This is a genomic window from Klebsiella sp. K4 (assembly GCF_014596785.2).
GTDB classification, from domain to species: Bacteria; Pseudomonadota; Gammaproteobacteria; order Enterobacterales; family Enterobacteriaceae; genus Klebsiella; species Klebsiella pneumoniae.
Map to the genome: position 1 here is coordinate 2,936,849 of NZ_CP115021.1, position 16,916 is coordinate 2,953,764.

Annotated in this window: 18 protein-coding genes and 1 pseudogene; 7 read left to right on the forward strand and 12 right to left on the reverse strand. The window is 60.4% G+C overall.

The annotated features are described in order from the left end of the window. Positions 1 to 87 precede the first annotated feature (87 nt). On the forward strand, positions 88 to 1,263 hold the full coding sequence (locus IB144_RS14645) for an aminotransferase class I/II-fold pyridoxal phosphate-dependent enzyme (RefSeq protein ID WP_004148182.1): 1,176 nt from the start codon (positions 88 to 90) through the stop codon (positions 1,261 to 1,263). 44 nt (positions 1,264 to 1,307) lie between these two features. Here IB144_RS14645 and IB144_RS14650 read toward each other — a convergent pair whose 3' ends face one another. Beyond that, complete coding sequence (locus tag IB144_RS14650) at positions 1,308 to 2,342, reverse strand: NADP-dependent oxidoreductase (RefSeq protein ID WP_040167436.1); 1,035 nt, start codon at positions 2,340 to 2,342, stop codon at positions 1,308 to 1,310. 88 nt (positions 2,343 to 2,430) lie between these two features. Between IB144_RS14650 and IB144_RS14655 the strand changes: the two genes are divergently transcribed. Next, the gene (locus IB144_RS14655; RefSeq protein WP_004179582.1) at positions 2,431 to 2,979 is read left to right on the forward strand and encodes a TetR/AcrR family transcriptional regulator; all 549 of its coding nucleotides are present in this window, start codon (positions 2,431 to 2,433) and stop codon (positions 2,977 to 2,979) included. 56 nt (positions 2,980 to 3,035) lie between these two features. Here IB144_RS14655 and IB144_RS14660 read toward each other — a convergent pair whose 3' ends face one another. Together IB144_RS14660 and IB144_RS14665 are read right to left on the reverse strand one after the other, a co-directional pair. Next, positions 3,036 to 3,947, reverse strand: a complete 912-nt coding sequence (locus IB144_RS14660; RefSeq protein ID WP_019705255.1) for an NmrA/HSCARG family protein — start codon at positions 3,945 to 3,947, stop codon at positions 3,036 to 3,038. Further along, positions 3,940 to 4,809: an MBL fold metallo-hydrolase gene (locus tag IB144_RS14665; RefSeq protein ID WP_014907706.1), complete on the reverse strand. Its 870-nt coding sequence runs from the start codon at positions 4,807 to 4,809 to the stop codon at positions 3,940 to 3,942. Before IB144_RS14665 ends, IB144_RS14660 begins: the two co-directional genes overlap by 8 nt. A gap of 87 nt (positions 4,810 to 4,896) precedes the next feature. Between IB144_RS14665 and IB144_RS14670 the strand changes: the two genes are divergently transcribed. Beyond that, complete coding sequence (locus IB144_RS14670) at positions 4,897 to 5,820, forward strand: LysR family transcriptional regulator (RefSeq protein WP_065888639.1); 924 nt, start codon at positions 4,897 to 4,899, stop codon at positions 5,818 to 5,820. Between the two features lie 19 nt (positions 5,821 to 5,839). On the opposite strand, the gene IB144_RS14675 is transcribed toward IB144_RS14670, so the two are convergent. Beyond that, on the reverse strand, positions 5,840 to 6,745 hold the full coding sequence (locus IB144_RS14675; RefSeq protein ID WP_004190483.1) for a LysR family transcriptional regulator: 906 nt from the start codon (positions 6,743 to 6,745) through the stop codon (positions 5,840 to 5,842). A gap of 144 nt (positions 6,746 to 6,889) precedes the next feature. Between IB144_RS14675 and IB144_RS14680 the strand changes: the two genes are divergently transcribed. Next, the gene (locus IB144_RS14680) at positions 6,890 to 7,819 is read left to right on the forward strand and encodes an aromatic alcohol reductase (protein WP_002902287.1); all 930 of its coding nucleotides are present in this window, start codon (positions 6,890 to 6,892) and stop codon (positions 7,817 to 7,819) included. A gap of 25 nt (positions 7,820 to 7,844) precedes the next feature. Further along, positions 7,845 to 8,051: a DUF1471 domain-containing protein gene (locus IB144_RS14685; RefSeq protein ID WP_004179576.1), complete on the forward strand. Its 207-nt coding sequence runs from the start codon at positions 7,845 to 7,847 to the stop codon at positions 8,049 to 8,051. Between the two features lie 50 nt (positions 8,052 to 8,101). On the opposite strand, the gene IB144_RS14690 is transcribed toward IB144_RS14685, so the two are convergent. Beyond that, complete coding sequence (locus IB144_RS14690) at positions 8,102 to 8,980, reverse strand: AraC family transcriptional regulator (RefSeq protein WP_004151595.1); 879 nt, start codon at positions 8,978 to 8,980, stop codon at positions 8,102 to 8,104. 158 nt (positions 8,981 to 9,138) lie between these two features. Here IB144_RS14690 and IB144_RS14695 point away from each other — a divergent pair, with 158 nt between their 5' ends. Further along, the gene (locus IB144_RS14695) at positions 9,139 to 9,894 is read left to right on the forward strand and encodes an SDR family oxidoreductase (protein ID WP_004151596.1); all 756 of its coding nucleotides are present in this window, start codon (positions 9,139 to 9,141) and stop codon (positions 9,892 to 9,894) included. Positions 9,895 to 9,898: 4 nt separating this feature from the next. Here the strand turns inward: IB144_RS14695 and IB144_RS14700 are convergent, their stop codons facing one another. Next, positions 9,899 to 10,492, reverse strand: coding sequence for a TetR/AcrR family transcriptional regulator (locus IB144_RS14700; RefSeq protein ID WP_025368195.1), 594 nt, complete (start codon positions 10,490 to 10,492; stop codon positions 9,899 to 9,901). A 73-nt stretch (positions 10,493 to 10,565) separates the two neighbouring features. Here IB144_RS14700 and bdcA point away from each other — a divergent pair, with 73 nt between their 5' ends. Further along, positions 10,566 to 11,279 (forward strand): SDR family oxidoreductase, encoded by a 714-nt coding sequence (gene bdcA / locus IB144_RS14705; RefSeq protein WP_023302022.1) that lies wholly within the window; start codon positions 10,566 to 10,568, stop codon positions 11,277 to 11,279. Positions 11,280 to 11,345: 66 nt separating this feature from the next. Here the strand turns inward: bdcA and IB144_RS14710 are convergent, their stop codons facing one another. The 6 genes and pseudogenes from IB144_RS14710 to IB144_RS14735 all read right to left on the reverse strand — a co-directional run bounded on the left by IB144_RS14710 (position 11,346) and on the right by IB144_RS14735 (position 16,909). Continuing rightward, entirely contained in the window at positions 11,346 to 11,840 is a 495-nt protein-coding gene (locus tag IB144_RS14710) for a hypothetical protein (RefSeq protein WP_014907712.1), read from the reverse strand. A gap of 126 nt (positions 11,841 to 11,966) precedes the next feature. Then, entirely contained in the window at positions 11,967 to 12,509 is a 543-nt protein-coding gene (tssJ, locus tag IB144_RS14715) for a type VI secretion system lipoprotein TssJ (RefSeq protein ID WP_004176417.1), read from the reverse strand. Then, the gene (gene tssG / locus IB144_RS14720) at positions 12,487 to 13,572 is read right to left on the reverse strand and encodes a type VI secretion system baseplate subunit TssG (protein WP_040215800.1); all 1,086 of its coding nucleotides are present in this window, start codon (positions 13,570 to 13,572) and stop codon (positions 12,487 to 12,489) included. Before tssG ends, tssJ begins: the two co-directional genes overlap by 23 nt. Beyond that, complete coding sequence (gene tssF / locus IB144_RS14725) at positions 13,536 to 15,290, reverse strand: type VI secretion system baseplate subunit TssF (protein WP_065888638.1); 1,755 nt, start codon at positions 15,288 to 15,290, stop codon at positions 13,536 to 13,538. Before tssF ends, tssG begins: the two co-directional genes overlap by 37 nt. 76 nt (positions 15,291 to 15,366) lie before the next feature. Further along, a complete protein-coding gene (locus IB144_RS14730; RefSeq protein ID WP_022631448.1) occupies positions 15,367 to 15,837 on the reverse strand; it encodes a hypothetical protein in 471 nt (156 codons plus the stop codon). Next, positions 15,834 to 16,909, reverse strand: a pseudogene (locus IB144_RS14735) (polymorphic toxin type 44 domain-containing protein). The gene IB144_RS14730 and the pseudogene IB144_RS14735 overlap by 4 nt, the downstream one beginning before the upstream one ends. Between the last annotated feature and the right edge of the window lie 7 nt (positions 16,910 to 16,916).

The following is a 16,916-nucleotide window of genomic DNA, read 5'->3' on the forward strand; positions in this document are numbered from 1 at the left end:
AGAATCTTTTGCGTATATTGTTATTTAGCCAGCCGCTATAAATCCCTTAAAGATGGTTAATTATTCGTGATTTAAACCGGGAATGTTATGCCTGATTTTACTGCTTCGCCGCTGGTGGACGCCCTGGAAGAGAATCTGTTCAGCCTGCTGGAAAAACTGGCCGCGGAGGTCAACACCGAAGCGCTGCCGCTGATCGATCTTTCCAGCGGCAGTCCGGATCAACCCACCCCGCCGGAAGTAATCGACTCGCTGCAGAGCGCTATTCATCGTCGTGAAAACCATGGCTACCCGTCGTTCTGGGGCAAACCACAGGTCCGCGAGGCGATCGCCCGGTTCTATCGCCGGCAGTATGATGTGGAACTCGATCCGCACAGCGAAGTCGCCGTGTTTCAGGGGTCGCATATCGGTATAGGCGGCATCCCGCGGGCGCTGCTCAGCCCCGGGCAATACCTCATCTCCACCGATCCCTGCTATCCGATTTACCGCTCGGCGGCGCTGCAGTCCCAGGCGGCGTTTTATGGCCTGCCGCTCAGGGCGGAGAACCATTTCCTGCCGGATTTTAACGATCTTCCCCGGGAAGTCGCTGACAAGGCCGGGCTGGTGGTGCTTAACTATCCGCATAATCCAACCGGCGCCCTCGCCACGCCGGCGCTGTTCGCCAGCGCGCTGCAGTTTGCTCGTCGTCACCAGGTGCCGATCCTCCATGATTTTGCCTATGCGGCCATCGGCAGCGCGGCCAGCGATGCGCCGCTGAGCCTCTTCTCCCAGCCCGACGCGAAAGCATGGGGAGTGGAAACCTATACTTTTTCCAAGACCTTTAATATGGCCGGCTGGCGCTTCGGCTTCGCGGTCGGCAACGCCTCGATTATCCGGGCGTTTAAAAAGCTGCACACCCATAGCTACAGTACGGTGTTTGGCGCGATTCAGGATGCGGCGATCGCCGCGCTCAACCTGCCGGCCGAACGGATTGCGCAGCTGACGGCGGTCTATCATCAACGTCGGGAGTGGGTTCTGCGTCGACTGGCTGCGCTGCGCTGGCCGGCGCGTGACGCACAAGGCACTTTCTTCCTCTGGCTCGGCGTGCCGCCCGGCTACCGTTCGCAGGAGTTTGCCCGTCTGCTGCTGCAGGAAGCGCATATTCTGGTGGCGCCGGGCACTGGTTTTGGCGCAGGGGGGGAAGGATTTATTCGCATCAGCCTGACCGCAGGGGACGAGGCGCTGAGCAACGCGCTGGACCGTCTTGCCCGGCTGGCGCTGTTTTAGTCCGCCGCCGGGAGAAGCAAAAACGCAACCCTGGCCGTCGGGGATTACCCGGCTGACGAGTCCATCACCAACAGCACGATTTTGCCCTCAAGATGCCCCTGCGCTGCTCGCTCATGCGCCATCTGCGCCTGCGCAAGGGGGAAAACGCTGTCAATTGCAACCCGGATGACCCCGGCGTCCAGCAGGTCGGCAAGCCGGGCGAGCTGCGCGCCGCTGGAGCGTACCTGGGTGGTGGAGACCGTCACTCCGCGCTGTCGCGCCTCTTCCGCCCCGGCAAAGCCGAGCGGAAAGATCGGGTACAGCGCGCCGCCGGGTCGCAGGGTACGCAAAAAACGGCCGCTGGCCGGCCCGCCCGGCGCATCAATGACCAGGTCCAGGTCACGCACCGTCTCTTCCACTGCGGTGGTTGTATAGTCGATAACGCTATCCGCGCCGAGCTGACGTAAAAAGGCTTCATGGCGGCCCGCGGCGGCGGCAATCACCTCGGCGCCTTGCCACTTTGCCAACTGCACGGCGAAATGACCGACTCCCCCTGCCGCGCCGTTGACCAGGACGCGTTTACCCGCCAGCGGCACCGGCCGATGCGGCCCCGGCTGCAGCGGATTCGCCACCTCATGCCCGGGATCGATCATGAACTGCCAGGCGGTGAGGAGCGACATCGGCACCGCGGCAGCCTGCTGATGGCTCAGGGTTAGGGGTTTGCGAGCGAGGTCGCTGACCGGCACGCTAACGTACTCGGCGTAAGCGCGGCTGCCCCCTGCCGCCCCTTCGGGAAAACGCGCCATAGCATACACTTCGTCGCCGACCGCCACCTCCCGGACGTCATCCGCCCGCGCCACCACCACCCCGGAGAGATCGGTCCCGAGGATCAAGGGAAAGCGGACCTCGGGCCGCCACTCCGGCGGCAGCTGTTGATAGCCATCGCGCAGATAGCTGTCCGGCGGGTTCACGCCCACCGCGTGCACCTGTACCAGTACTTCACCGGCCTGCAGGACCGGCATGGGCGCATCCTCATAGCTCAGGACTTCCGGCCCGCCAAAGGCGTGCTGTTGAACAGCCTTCATCATCTGCGTCGACATCGCTTTCTCCTCATATGGAAATGCGTTATATTTAACGGAGCACTGTTCCGAATATATGGAGCAGTGCTCCGATTGTCAAGGAACGCCAATGAGAGCTGATGCCAGAAAAAATTATGACCTGTTGATCGAGGTGGCCCGGGACGTCTTCGTGGAGCAAGGCGCTGAGGCCTCGCTGCGCGATATCGCCCGCCGGGCGGGCGTCGGAATGGGAACCCTCTATCGCCACTTTCCCAACCGCGACAGCCTGCTGGAAGCCCTGCTCCGCAGCCGCTTTGCGGCGCTAACCGCCCGGGCTGAGTCGCTTCTGCTCGCCGCCGATCCTGCCGCGGCGCTGCTGGAGTGGCTGGCCGAGAGCGTGGCGTTTACCCATCAGCATCGCGGGATCATCGCCCCGCTGATGAGCGCCATCGACGATCCTGAGTCCGCCCTGCACAGCGCCTGCGTTGCCCTGCGCGCCGCCGGTACGTCGCTGCTTACCCGCGCGCAGCAGGCCGGGCTGGCACGGCCAGATCTCAGCGGAGAGGAGCTGTTCGATCTGATCGCCGCGCTTGCCTGGCTGCGGGAGCAACCGTCCCATGCCCCGCGCGCAGAGCGGATTTTAGCGGTGCTGGCCGACGCGATCCTGACTGCCGGCTAGCGGCGGCCGGTCACCGACGAGACAGTGCGCCTGGCGGGTAACCAGAACACCAGCCTTTAACTATCAAACGCCCAGCGAGCCCCGCTGGTCAGCGCCCGCTCGAAGGCGGGACGGCCGGGGCCTGCCAGCCAGCCGGCGAAGGTGTGCAGCTGCGGGTGCAGCTGGCGCAGGGCGTCGAGGTCGGCGTGCCCGGCCAGCCGCCCGTCGTCCACCAGCCCGGTCAGCTTGTGCAGAAAAGGACTGGCGGCCAGCACCTCGTCGGAAAATCGCGAATAGGGGATCGGCCGTCCCGCCGCCGCGGAGAATAACAACTCCAGCTGACGACCGGTCACGCTGTCGCTGGCGATCTCGAACGTCTTGCCGGCAAACCGCGCCGGCGCGGCAAAAACCGCCGCGACAAGATGGCCGATATCCTCCACCGCCAGCACCTGCATTCTCCCCTCCGGCAACATAAAAAATTGAAAACGACCTTCATCAAGGCCAAAACCGGGCATCACCAGCAGCTCCATAAAGGTGGCGGGCCGCACGATGGTCGCCGCCAGCGGCAGGCGGCGAATATGCCGTTCAATTTCCGCTTTGGTGTCATAATGCGCTACGCCGGTCGGCGTCTCCCCCGTCGCGCTGCCGGAGCTGTACACCAGATGCTTCACCCCGCACTCGACGGCGAGATCGGCGATGGTTATCCCGTAGCGTACCTCCTGCTCATCGGTCACCGTCCCTCCCGGCGAACTGGGCTGGACGCTGAAGACGCCGTCGACCCCGGCCATCGCCGACCGCATTGCCGCCCGGTCTTCAAAGGTACCCACGACCAGCTCGGCTCCCCGCGCCGCCAGCGCAGCGGCCCCGGCGGAGAAAGGATCCCTGACCAGCGCCCGAACCCGCCAGCCGCGGTGCAGCAGCGCCCGCGCCACCGAGCCGCCCTGCTGACCGGTGGCGCCAAAAACCAACACGGTTTGCGCATTATTCATCACTGTTCCCCTTATCTGCAGCCTGTTTCCCGGCCTCTCGCCAGCGATAGTCACCTTGCTTATCCTTCTCCAGCCAGCCGCAGGAAGGCCCGGCAAAATGCCCGGTGAACCATTGAGCATGATGGCTTGCCCCCCACGCCATCATCTCCCGTCGCGAGACTTCCGCCTGCCGGGGATCGCCGCAGAACGCTGAATTCCACTGCGGATGGGCAAACTGGATCGGGGAATGCAGAAGATCGCCGGAGAAACAGGCGTAGTCATCTCCAGCGGCGAGGACCAGCGCGGCATGGTCCGGACTGTGGCCGGGGGTGGGAATAAAGTCGATCCGTCCGCCGACCCGCGGCCGGGTCGCCACATCGACGGTCTCCAGCTGGCCGGCCTCAATCACCGGCAGCAGGCTGTCAAGCCACAGCGCCCGGTAGCGTTCGCTGTTTTTCACCCGCGACAGCTCTTTTGCCGAGCACAGATAGCGGGCGTTGGGAAACAGCGGCACCCAGCGATCGTCCTGCCAGACGGTATTCCATCCGACATGGTCGGTATGCAGGTGAGTCAGTAGCACCAGGGTCACGTCCTCCGGGTTCACTCCTGCGGCGCGGAGATTCTCCAGATACGGCGTGTTAAGTTGATGATAGAGCGGATTGCCGCCGCGCTCCCGACCATTGCCGGTGGCGGTATCGATAACAATCAGATCGTAGGGGGTCTGCACCACCCAGCTGTGGATTGACAGCGCAATCGGCTGAATAACGGCCTCCGCCTCCGCTACCGGGAACGCCTCTGGATAGAGCGCTGCCGGCTGCAGGGAAATCTCGCGCTCCGGCACTTTGAAAATCAGGCTATCGCCTGTCTGGTAAGTTTGCATCACTCCCTCCGCGCGCATTGCGCTGGTTGATTTATCGGGGTGATATTCACTATGCTGCCGGGATAACCCACATTCAAATTGATTATCATAATGAACAAAATCATTGAAAATGATTTTAGTCGTATCGATCTGAATCTGTTGACAGTCTTGATGGTGCTGTACCGCGAAGGGAGCGTCACCCGCACCGCAGAGGTACTGCATCTTGGCCAGCCGGCTATCAGCGGGGCGCTGAAACGGCTGCGCGAGATGTTTGACGACCCGCTATTCGTCCGCAGCGCCAGAGGCATGCTGCCGACGCCGCGGGCGCAAGCGCTGATGACCGACCTGCAGCCGCTGATGGAAAACCTGCATTCGGCGATGTTTGGCGCCGGAGAGTTCGTCCCGGCGCGCGCGCAGCAGCTTTTTCGCATCGGCCTCAGCGACTGGAGCGAACACTGGCTGATGCCCCCGCTGTTACCCGGGCTGATGCAGGAGGCGCCCGGAGTGTCACTGCAGTCGATAGCCGCCGACCCCTTCCAGGTTCGCCAGTTGCTGGAGGAGGAGCGCATTGATGTCGCGGTGTCTGTCAACAAACAGAGCCGTGGGGAGATCGTCAGCGAGCCGGTGATGTCCATGGGAGTCACCACCCTGTGGTCGCCGCAGCAGATCCCCTGCCGCGGTCCGCTGTCGGTGAGCGACTTTGTCGCCTGGGAACATGTGATGGTGGCCTATCGCGAAACCGGCCACGGTGAAATTGACCGCCATCTCGCCAGCCAGGGGCTCGCGCGGCGCGTGCGCTTTGCCACGCAGAATTTCTCCACCTTTCCCCTGCTGCTGACCACCCTGCCGCTGTTCGCCACCGTCCCGCAGGGGCTGGCGCAGCGCTGGCAGGCGCAGTATGCGCTGCGCGCGGACGCTCCGCCGGTAGCGTATCCGGAATTTACGCTGTGCATTTTGCGGCACAAACGGCGGGCGCAGGATCCGGCGCTGAACTGGCTGGTGACGAAGTTAAAACAGGCCATGCGCGGCCAATAACCGGGCCGATGCCCCGGCATCAGGCCTCGCTGTGCGGGGGTTGCAGCACGCGCCTGCTCCAGTCATAAAACGCGCGCACCGCCGGCGGCAGATAGCGGTTTTGCGGATAGACCAGCGACAAGGGAAGATCAGAAGCGGCCTGCTCCAGACAGGCGACCAGCGCCCCGCTCTGCAGATAAGGTTGCGCCAGATAGCTGGCGACGCGGATCAGGCCCAGCCCCTGAATGCCGGCCTGAATGTAGGCATCGGTATCGTCGACCACCAGCGTCTCCCGCATGCGGATCGCGCAGTCGCCTTCATCGAGGGAGAAAAGCCAGTCGATGGTCCGCCCGGTACGGTGATTCAGGTAGCCCACCGCCCGATGCTGGTGCAGTTCGTCGATGCTCTGCGGCCGGCCGTGGGCCGCGAGCCAGGCCGGCGAGGCGAGGACCATCCAGCGGTAGCGAGCCAGAGGACGCGCCACCAGGGTGGTGGAATCTTCGATCCGTCCGGTACGGATCACGCAGTCGAATCCCTCCTGAATAATATCTTCCACGTTGTCGCTTGAGCAGAGGATCAGCTCCAGATCGGGATACTGCTGCAAAAACTCGCCGATCCTCGGCAGAATGCAGTGGCGGGCAAGGGATTGCGGCATCCCTACCTTGAACCGCCCGGCGGGCTGAGCCGAGCGCCCGGGAAAGGAGGCTTCCATCGCCGCCATCTCGGCCAGCAGCCTTTTACACTCCTCATAATACCGGCGACCCTCCGCCGTCACGCTGAGCTTGCGGGTGGTGCGCTGGAGAAGCTGCGCCCCGAGCCAGGCTTCCAGCTCCTTCACCACCCGCGATACCGTGGAGCGCGGCTGCCCGAGCACCTCCGCCGCGCGGGCGAAGCTGTGGGCATCCACGACCGCAACATAGACCTGCATGGCATCCAGTTTGTCCATTTCGTTACCTCCCCCCCCCGGCGCTCATTATCCCAATATTACGAACAGTCTAACCCGAAACGCTGTACTTATCGAATGTCGACCGTCCCCCTACACTGAGCCTGTAGCCCGTCAACACAAGGCTTAACTGAGCAAGGAGTTAAAATGAAAACTGATAATTTTAATCATGCGGAAAAGGTATTGGTGCTGGGAGCGGGACAACTGGGCGCCGCCGTTCTTGATGCGCTGGTGCCTGCGGTAATCGAGCGCCAGGGCACGGTCTCGGTCATCGTCTCGCCGGCGGCCTGGGATGAAGCCGGCCAGCTGCGGTCGGCAAACCATCAGGCGCTGGCCGACGCCGGAGCCACCTTCCTCGCCGTAGACATCGCCGGTAGCGCCATGGAGACGCTGGCCGATCAGTTTCGCGGATTCACCACCGTGATTAACTGCATGGGGTTTGTCGCCGGTCCGGGGACACAGCTGAAAATTACCCGCGCGGTGCTGGCGGCCGGGGTACCCCGCTATTTTCCCTGGCAGTTTGGCGTCAATTACGATGTGGTAGGCAAAGGCAGCGGTCAGCCGGTCTGGGACGAGCAGTACGATGTCCGGACCCTGCTGCGCGCGCAGCGGGCCACGGAGTGGGTCATTGTCTCCACCGGGATGTTTACCAGCTTTCTCTTCGAACCAGACTTCGATGTAGTGAATTTATCCAACCGAACCCTTCACGCCCTTGGCAGCTGGGATACCCAGGTGACCGTCACCTCACCGGCGGATATTGGCCGCCTGACCACGGCGATTTATCTGCATCAGCCGCGGATCGTCAACGAGGTGGTGTTTGTTGCCGGCGAAACGACCTCTTACCGGCAGTTGGCGGATACCGTGGAGCGCGTAACGCAGCAGACGTTCAGCAAAGCCGTCCACACCCTGCCCGCCCTGCTGGAGCAGCTGCGGACAAACCCGGATGACGCCATGCTGCGCTATCGCGCCGCCTTCGCCCGGGGGGATGGCGTGTGGTGGCCGATGGGCGACACCTGGAATGCCCGCCACCAACTGCCGACCCAGGACATTGCCGGCTGGCTGCAGACCGCGCGCTGATTTTCTCTCACAGGACAGAATGACGATGAACAAGTTAATTCCACTGATCGTATTGAGTTGTCTGCTGCCCCTGGCGGCAAATGCCAGAACCATCACCGCCACCGGCGATACCCTGGACCATGCGGAGAGCAAAATCCGCCAGCAAGCCGCCCGCGAGGGCGCGACTACCTATCGCATCACTGAAGCGCGAATGGGCAACAAAGTGCATATCACGGCGAAAATCGCGGACTAAAGCACCGGCGTCAGGCTCAGGGATGAGCTGCCGGCAGCCCGCGCGCCAGGTCAGGCGCTCATTTTTTCCCGTCGACGATCGCGGCCCGGCGGCGCGCCATACAGGCGAGCGTATTCCCGGGTGAACTGCGACACGCTGATATAGCCCACCTCCCCGGCAGCCTGCGCAATACTCATCCCTTCCGCCAGCATCAGGCGGCGGGCGTGGATCAGGCGTAACTGCTTCTGAAACTGCAGCGGCGACAGCGTGGTCATGGCGCGGAAATGACGGTGAAAGACAGAGACGCTCATCCCGGCGGCGTCGGCCAGCGCGTCGACGCTGACTGGCTGCATAAAATCCCGGCGCAGCATCGCCACCGCCCGACGGATCCGCGCCGAATGGCTGTCTACGGCGCCCAGCGCCCGGATGGCCGGCCCATGGACACTCTGCAACAGCCAGTAATGCAGCTCCCGCCGCAGACCTTCCCCCAGCACCGCCAGCGCCCCCGGTTGATCAAACAGCCTTGCCAGCCGGTAAGCGGCATCCGTCACATCGGCGTTCATCGGTTCGATACCAACGCGGGGCGCCTCATCCGGCCCTGACGGCCCGGCCTCCTGCAGCTCGCGCAGGATAGCCAGGTCCAGCTCCAGCACCAGCGCGTAATAGGGAAAACGCTGACTGGCCTCGGTGATCTGGCTGGTAGTGGGAACATCCGCGGCAATCACCATCGCCTCGCCCGGACCATAGTCAAAGCTTGCCAGGCCGGTGGTCACGCTCTTACGTCCCTGGAGCAGCATGGCCACCAGCGGCCTGGCGATAGCCGCCTGCAGGTCACCAGGATGCAGGGCCCGCACCAGAGTAATACCGGGAACCGGGGTAACTGCCACCCCGCTGCTATCGACATGAGCATCGGCAAACCGGCGGCAGAGATCGAACAGAGCGTCGCGCATAAGATCCTTTCAGGCAAGTTTTAAAGCCTGAGTATGCGCTATTTCCCGGCAAAAGGGAGTGAACGGAGAGAAATGGGCAAAAAATAACAAGGATTGGGCAACCCGGCCCGGTGAGCCTCTCCTATTGTAAGGACTCCACATACCAGAGAGGACCGAACATGACTAAGATTGCACTTATTACCGGCGCCAACCGCGGCCTTGGCCGTCAGACTGCACTGGATATCGCCCGCCAGGGTGGGGATGTCATCGTCACCTACCGCGGCAGTCTCGAACAGGCGGAAGCGGTGGTCGCCGACATCCGCGCCCTGGGCCGCAAGGCCATCGCCCTACCGCTGGATATGGCGCAAACCGCCAGCTTCCCGGCCTTCGCCGACAGCCTCGGCAGCGCGCTGGCCAGCGTCTGGGGGCGGGCCACTTTCGACCACCTGATCAATAACGCAGGGCACGGCGAATTCGCCCCGCTGGCCGAAACGCGCGAAGCGCAGTTCGACGGGCTGTTTAACGTCCACGTTAAGGGGGTATTTTTTCTCGTACAAACCCTGCTGCCGCTGCTGGCAGACGGCGGGCGGATCGTTAACTTTTCCTCCGGGCTGACCCGCGTCTCCTATCCTGGCTTCTCCGCCTACGCCGCCGCCAAAGCGGCTGTGGAGATGCTGAGCGTGTACATGGCCCGCGAGCTGGGCGGGCGCGGCATCACCGTCAATACCATCGCCCCCGGCGCTATCGCCACCGATTTTGGCGGTGGGCTGGTGCGGGACGACGCAGAGGTAAACGCGCAGTTTGCCGCCATGACGGCGCTGGGACGGGTGGGCGTTCCCGAGGATATTGGGCCGATGATCGCCAGCCTGCTACGCGACGATAACCGCTGGGTGACCGCCCAGCGGATCGAGGTGTCGGGCGGACAAACCATCTGACGACTCAGGCTGGCAGGATGCGCTCCAGCGCCAGGCCTGCCAGCCGCACGGTCTCCAGAAGACGCGGCAGACTATCCCCTTCCCGCGCTTTCGCCGACAGGCCAAGCATCAGCGTATCCATATAGTCAGTCACCCGCAGCGCGTCCTGCGGGCGATGGCGGGCGATATACTGCTGGATTTTGGCTCTTGCCGCAGCATGCCATTCGCCTGCCGCCACCCGGGCATCAGCATCCTGACAATGTACCCCCTCCAGCACCAGGCAGCCGGCGGCGGCCGGATCGGCCACATAGCGGCGAGCCGCCTCCTGCAGTACGGCGATGAGCGACGCCGCCACCGGCTGGTCGTCTCGCAGCAGGGCATCGATGGGAATGGCCCCGGTCTGGCTGTAGCGCTGCAGGACGCGGGTATACAGCCCGAGCTTGCTGCCGAAAGCAGCATAAAAGCTCGGGGGGTTGATGCCGAAAGCGTGGGTCAGATCGGCCACGCTCACCGCGTCGTAGCCTCGCGCGTGGAAGAGGCGTTGCGCCGTTTCAATGGCCTGTTCCGCATCAAACTGGCGGGGACGTCCCGGAGTACGCCCTTGTTTTGTAGTGGTCACTATATTAATCCTTGACAGCCTGTTTAGCCGCAGCATATTGTAATCATCACTACAATATCATGAGGTGTGGGATATGACAGCGTTTCACAACAAATCAGTGCTGGTTTTAGGCGGGAGTCGGGGAATTGGCGCGGCGATCGTCAGGCGTTTTGTCGCCGATGGCGCGTCGGTGGTGTTTAGCTATTCCGGTTCGCCGGAAGCGGCCGAGCGGCTGGCGGCAGAGACCGGCAGCACGGCGGTGCAGGCGGACAGCGCCGATCGCGATGCGGTGATAAGCCTGGTCCGCGACAGCGGCCCGCTGGACGTGTTAGTGGTCAATGCCGGGATCGCGCTTTTCGGTGACGCTCTCGAGCAGGACAGCGATGCCATCGATCGCCTGTTCCGCATCAATATTCACGCCCCCTACCATGCCTCCGTCGAAGCGGCGCGCCGCATGCCGGAAGGCGGGCGCATTATTGTCATCGGCTCGGTCAATGGCGATCGCATGCCAGTGCCGGGAATGGCGGCCTATGCGGTCAGCAAATCGGCCCTGCAGGGGCTGGCGCGCGGCCTGGCGCGGGATTTTGGCCCGCGCGGCATCACGGTCAACGTCGTCCAGCCCGGCCCAATTGATACCGACGCCAACCCGGAGAACGGCCCGATGAAAGAGCTGATGCACAGCTTTATGGCCATTAAGCGCCATGGCCGTCCGGAAGAGGTGGCGGGAATGGTGGCGTGGCTGGCCGGTCCGGAGGCGTCGTTTGTCACTGGCGCCATGCACACCATCGACGGAGCGTTTGGCGCCTGATACCCCAGGGCGGCGATGCGCGCTTTGCACCGCCGCCGCGGGGACGTCATCGCCTGTCAGGGATCTTCAGGCCAGGCTGTCGACCGCCATAAAAAAGCGATCTTCGGTAAGCATACGCCGCGCTTCCGGGGACTGGTGCGCCTTGCGGATCATCCAGCCCTCCTCCGGGGCCAGGCTCAGATAAAACACCTCCCGGGAGCCCGCGCCGTCGGGCGCCTCAAGACTCAGGGTCACGATCCCCTTTTCCACGCCATCCAACAGCTGCTGCGGCACGATATTGACGCTGCGCTCGCCGTTTTGCAGACGAATGGCCGGGATATCGTAGCGGCAGATGCCGCTGTTGAGGCTGTAGCCAAGGGTACTCAGGTCGTGGAGATGGCGGGTCGAAATCACCACCTCAATACCGGTTCCATCAAACCACTGACTTATCTGCTGAGCCAGCTCCGCCATCTGCTGACGAAACCTGGCGATATCCGCGGCGGCCGACCCGTCGAGGGCCGCTGTCCGCCGCGGATTTTGCTGTTGCTGCAGTTTCTTAAAAAAACGTTCCCTCGCTGTCACGTTATCTCCCTGTGCTGTGATGAAACCGGTTGGGCTGGATGAAGATGGTTATCGCCCGTTCGCTGGTTACGAAGATTGAGGGCGAACTGGCGCGATGGCCCCGCCGCAAATGTTTGTTTTTTTATGTTACTTCGCCGCTTCAGGCCTGAGCCGTAGCTGGTTGTGTTCGGCGGTGAAAATGCGCGGCTTGTCCGGATCCAATTCCTCACGCGCCAGCACCTGCTTCCAGGTATTTCTTTGTGTGTCCGGATGGCGGAACAGGCCGACAACCGCCACGAACGTCGCCTCCGCTTCCAGCGGCATATTCAGACTGGCGTCCCCTCCGGGACCGATCACCACATCGCGACTGGCGAGGAGATCGGCGGCGAGCAGAATATCCCCCTCCTCCAGCAGCTGCTGGTAAACCAGCCGGTCAAAGGTCTGGCGATCTTTAAGCTGATAGATGCGCACCACCACCGGTTCAGAGAGCGAGTGATTCTCTCTGGCATCGGTGTTGAGCGCTTCGCGCGCGGTAAAGTCCAGATGCAGCGTATTAATTTTCTTATAAAAAACGGCGTTGAAGGCAGACTTTGTTCCCTCCGAGACGCGCTGGGTGAGTCCGCATCCGCTCAGGCAAAGCGCAAGCAGGGGCAGCAGACAGGCGGTTTTAGTCAAACTTATACGTAACACGTCGGTTTCCTTGTAGAAAGGTGGCAGGCTGCAGGCCCGTATAGGTACCCAGCTCGGTGGTAAAGGTCTGAGGAATATCGCCCTCACTCTCGCCCTCACCCACGCCCAGCACGCCGTTCATACCGAGCCAGAACGGCTCGTCCCCCAGCGGCGGGACAGCCAGCAGTCGGGTCGGCGCGGTCAGGGTGATGTTGGCCCGGAATCGCCAGCCGAGGTATACCCGCAGCAGGATGAGAAAGTCCCGAAACAGCGGGCCGTCAGGCTTCCAGCCCTGCGCCTCCGCGGGATTGTCGGTGGTAAGGGCGACGAGGAGCTGGCTGCTGGCATCCATCGCTTCGTCACCCAGCGGCGTATTGCCGTCCAGGAAGAAGTCGTCATCGCCGTAAAACCCCAGCGGCTGGCTGATCGCCACCGGACGCAGGCTGTACGGGCTCACCCTGACGGTGGTCGCCGGGGCCAGCAGGGTGACCAGGGCCTGGATCCCCTGCTGGGTTTTGCCCGGCTGACGCAGCACGCCGGTTAGCGCCAGAAAGCGCGACGCCGGCGAGGCGATATGCTGCGTCGTGCCGGGGATGCCTAGCCCCGCCAGGCCCAGTAGCGACTGCGAGAGACGATCGGTGCCGCCGGGCTCAAAGGTGGCGGGCCAGGAGTATTTCCGCCAGATGCGGTAAAACTGCGTCATGATCCGGTGGCTGAAGATATCCAGTAAGCCCTGCAGCGCTTCATGCCCTTCCCTGTGCTGGGCGATATCATCGAGATATGCCGTCGGGAGCGGCGAATCGACACCGTACAACCCCATAAAGGTGGTGCGAATGACCGGCGGCCTGCTGTCATCGGCCTCATCGTATTCCACGGCTTTCAGTTCGCTGGCGGGAAATCCCATTCCCGGATGCGGGTAAAAACGCACCGGATCGTCAGCCGGATGGCTGGTTCCCCCCATCAGCGGTTGGCCGGGACGCCGTTTTTCCAGAAGCTGGCAGAAGCGGTAAAAATTGATCCGCGGCAGGTCGGCCTCCAGTCGCGGGGTCAGCCGGGAATGCGGCGGCTGTGCTTCTCTTCCCATTCCAGTCGTTCTCCGGTTGGTTGCAGAATGATAATCAGGCGGTTGAACAAGTAGATGTCGGTGTAGAGCGCGAAGAAGCGGCTAAGCATCTCGCCAAACAGGCATATATCGCCTCGTCCGGCAAAGCCGTGACTGTCGAGGGTGACTTCAATCTGCACGCCGCGCACCAGATGGCCCTGTGCAAAGCGCTCTGTCGCGCGGTGCTTCACGTCGAGGATGGCTTCCAGACGCCGACGATTCATCTCGCTGTCGGTCCATTCATACAGCGCCAGGGTGCCGCGCAGGACCTCCGCGTTATCCATCAGGGAAAGAAAACTGCTGCCCAGATGGCTCAGCACCCGCCAGTGAAAACGGTCCTGGGCGGGGGGATAGCACGGCAGCGTCGGCGCGCAGAGGTTACGCACTGCAATACAGGCGGAAGTGGTTTTCATCACCGTATCGAGCACGGTGCTCTGCAGCGCGCGACGCGGCAGCTGGCCGTTGGTTCCGGTGAGGGTCAGCGACAGGCTTTCATCTTCCGGTACGGTATGATTATCAAAGGCTTCTCCGCCGACGATAAGCCAGGTGTTGTACAGCCCGGAGGGGCCACGGCGCACCCGGGTATGATAGTAATAGTCCGCCGCGTCATGACGCATCATGCCGCCTTTGTGGCGAAAACTTGAGAACGGCGCGTAAACCTGCTGGTGCGAGGAGATCACGGAATCGACGGTGTAAATTTCGGTGTGGCCGTCCTGCACGCGCATCGGGCGCAGCGGGTATTCGGTCTGCAGGGAATTGATGGTCAGCGGATCCGACTCCAGCGGAAACAGGTTGATCACTGGCACGCAGTGCAGGCGCAGCTGCTTTTCGCTGAAGCGGAAGTCATGTTCCCAGCGTTCCGCCAGCACGACGTCGATTTCAAACCACGCCAGTCCGGCCGGAAAAACCACCGTCTCCAGCCCGCGCAGATCGATGAACATGAACTTTTCGCGGAAGGTAAAATACTCCAGCAGCAGCTGGTAACCGCGAAAACTGCGGCCATCTTCAGGCCAGAGGCCGTCATCCTCGCCAAATCCCAGCGCGCTGAAATACCCGTCCAGCGGCCTTCTGTCCACCTCATCGGGGATGCGCAGCCACATCCGGGCCACATTGAGGGTAAAGGCCTCGTGCATGGCGCAGGCCAGCGGCGCATCGGCGTTGCAGTACAGCGGGATATGACTGAGATCGACCCGGCGCCAGTCCGTCAGCTGGCTGCAGGTAAAGCGCAGCGTGATCACCGACCGGCCATCCGTATCGGTGGCCAGCTGGACGCGCTCCAGGGATAACGGCTGCAGAGCGATCGCTTTGGTGGTGGTGTACCGGCAGCGCGTGCCCTTTTCACCGATCGGCCGGGAAAGCACTTCAAAGCCTTTGGCCATCGTCATCGGCTCTTTCATTTCCGGCCAGTCGGGGGTGAACTCCACGACCGACATCGAGGGAATGGTACGTAAATAATGTGGCCACAGCAGACTGACCACGCCTTCGGTCAGCTCAGGCAGATCGTCATCGAGTTTCTCGCGCATGCGGCCCATCAGGAAGGCAAAACCTTCAAACAGGCGCTCGACAAAGGGGTCGCGGGCGCCCGCTTTGTCGAGATTGAGCATTGCCGCCTGCTCAGGATGAGCGCGGGCAAACTCTTCACCCGCTTCCAGCAGGTAGCGCATTTCAGCGTCGTAATAACGCAAGGTTAAATCGTCCATAAATTAATATTGATTTCCTTTCAATCATCAGATTTTGAAACTGGCAACTAAAAAAATAACCTTTATAACACCTGAATTAATACTTATAATTAAATGCCTTTATTTTTTTAAAACATTTATTGCTTGAACCATTTTTAATCGCGCCCTTAAAAAAATCATCTTTTATATAAATCGATGCGTAGCACACGCCCTCTTTTGAAGAAAGAATAAAATTTTGACCACCGCTACCTGCAGCGTTATATTCGTATTGACCACCAACCCTCCAACCAATGTCGAGCGCTGCATCTTTCCTAATCAGAGATGTAAACGAAGCTTTAATCTTAACTCTTTTTCCAGGTGCTATAATTTCAGGCTTTGATCGTACTATACGCGCGACTTCGTCAGGCTCAGGTTCGACATTATATATGCTCTCACCTGCATATACGAATATAGTTTCGTTAGTGTTATTTATAATAACAACGACTGGCCTTATCGGAATAAAATGAGCGACAAGGACTAACACCGCTATAAATAATGCAATACCCGTTAACGTTTTTGTTTTTTTCAAAATGATTCGTCACTTTTTTCTGGATTATCTGTATTCCAGCACCAATGATTTTCTCTTGAGTGAGGAAGGTGCGCGCCAGGTGTTGTTTCTAAAACGCAAAGAATATTATCTGCCGTCAACGTCTCAGCAAATTTCCCATGTTCATAAAATAGATTAAACCCTATTTTCATGCTAGTAATGTCATCCATGGTATCATCCCCCATGGCACCTGGCGTCATGTTTTGTTCCCAAGTGGACCCTTTCAAGAGAATTGCTTCAGAAAAACCGACACTACGTCCAACATAACCATAATGTATGTTTGACCAAACATCATAAAAATAATCATGCTGTTTAAACTTATGATAATAAGACTTTGATGATTTTCCTTTCCTGGGAAGTGGTCGTGCTACTGCAACGGATGAAAAAAGATCGCGGATCTTCGGTTTATGATCCCAGATTGAACCTGTTTTCACGGTCTGATACCAAATAGCCATTGCAGCAAGTAAATCTGCTTTTGGGGGGCGGCCCCAGCCTTGCATAAAAGGGAAGTTTATTCCATTCAGTAAGTCTTTTTATTATAAAATCTACGTCGATTAAATATCGTATTGTTTCTGCCGTATCGCTTCTGACATTCGCCTTTATTTCACTTATTATATATTCTGCAACTTTAATCGCCCCATCTGTGTGAGTACACTGTCGTTCAGTCTTATTTTCTGGATGAAGATTCTTATAGGGTTCCTGTAAAGATGCCATAAGCCCATTGAGTGAAAATAAAGTAGTTATGCATTCACCTCCTTTCTCATAAGTATCATTCATCATTGATGGAATAAACCTCGCCTTACAGGGGCAAGTACTAAAGCTGTCGAGGGTTCCGGCCATTCGCCGGCCATGAATGGTATCGTTGTCGATGCCACCGGCAATCTTGTATAGCCCTGCGTGCTTTCCGCAAGTGACGCTGTCCTGCTCCCGGGCAACAGGTTTATCAAACAGAGTGTGATCTTCTGCGCCTGTAGTGATTCTTCCGCCGCAGGTCGTTCTGTCTCCCTGTACCAGATAAAAACCTTTTGCTGCCATATGTTCTCCTTAGTGTCAGTTTCCGT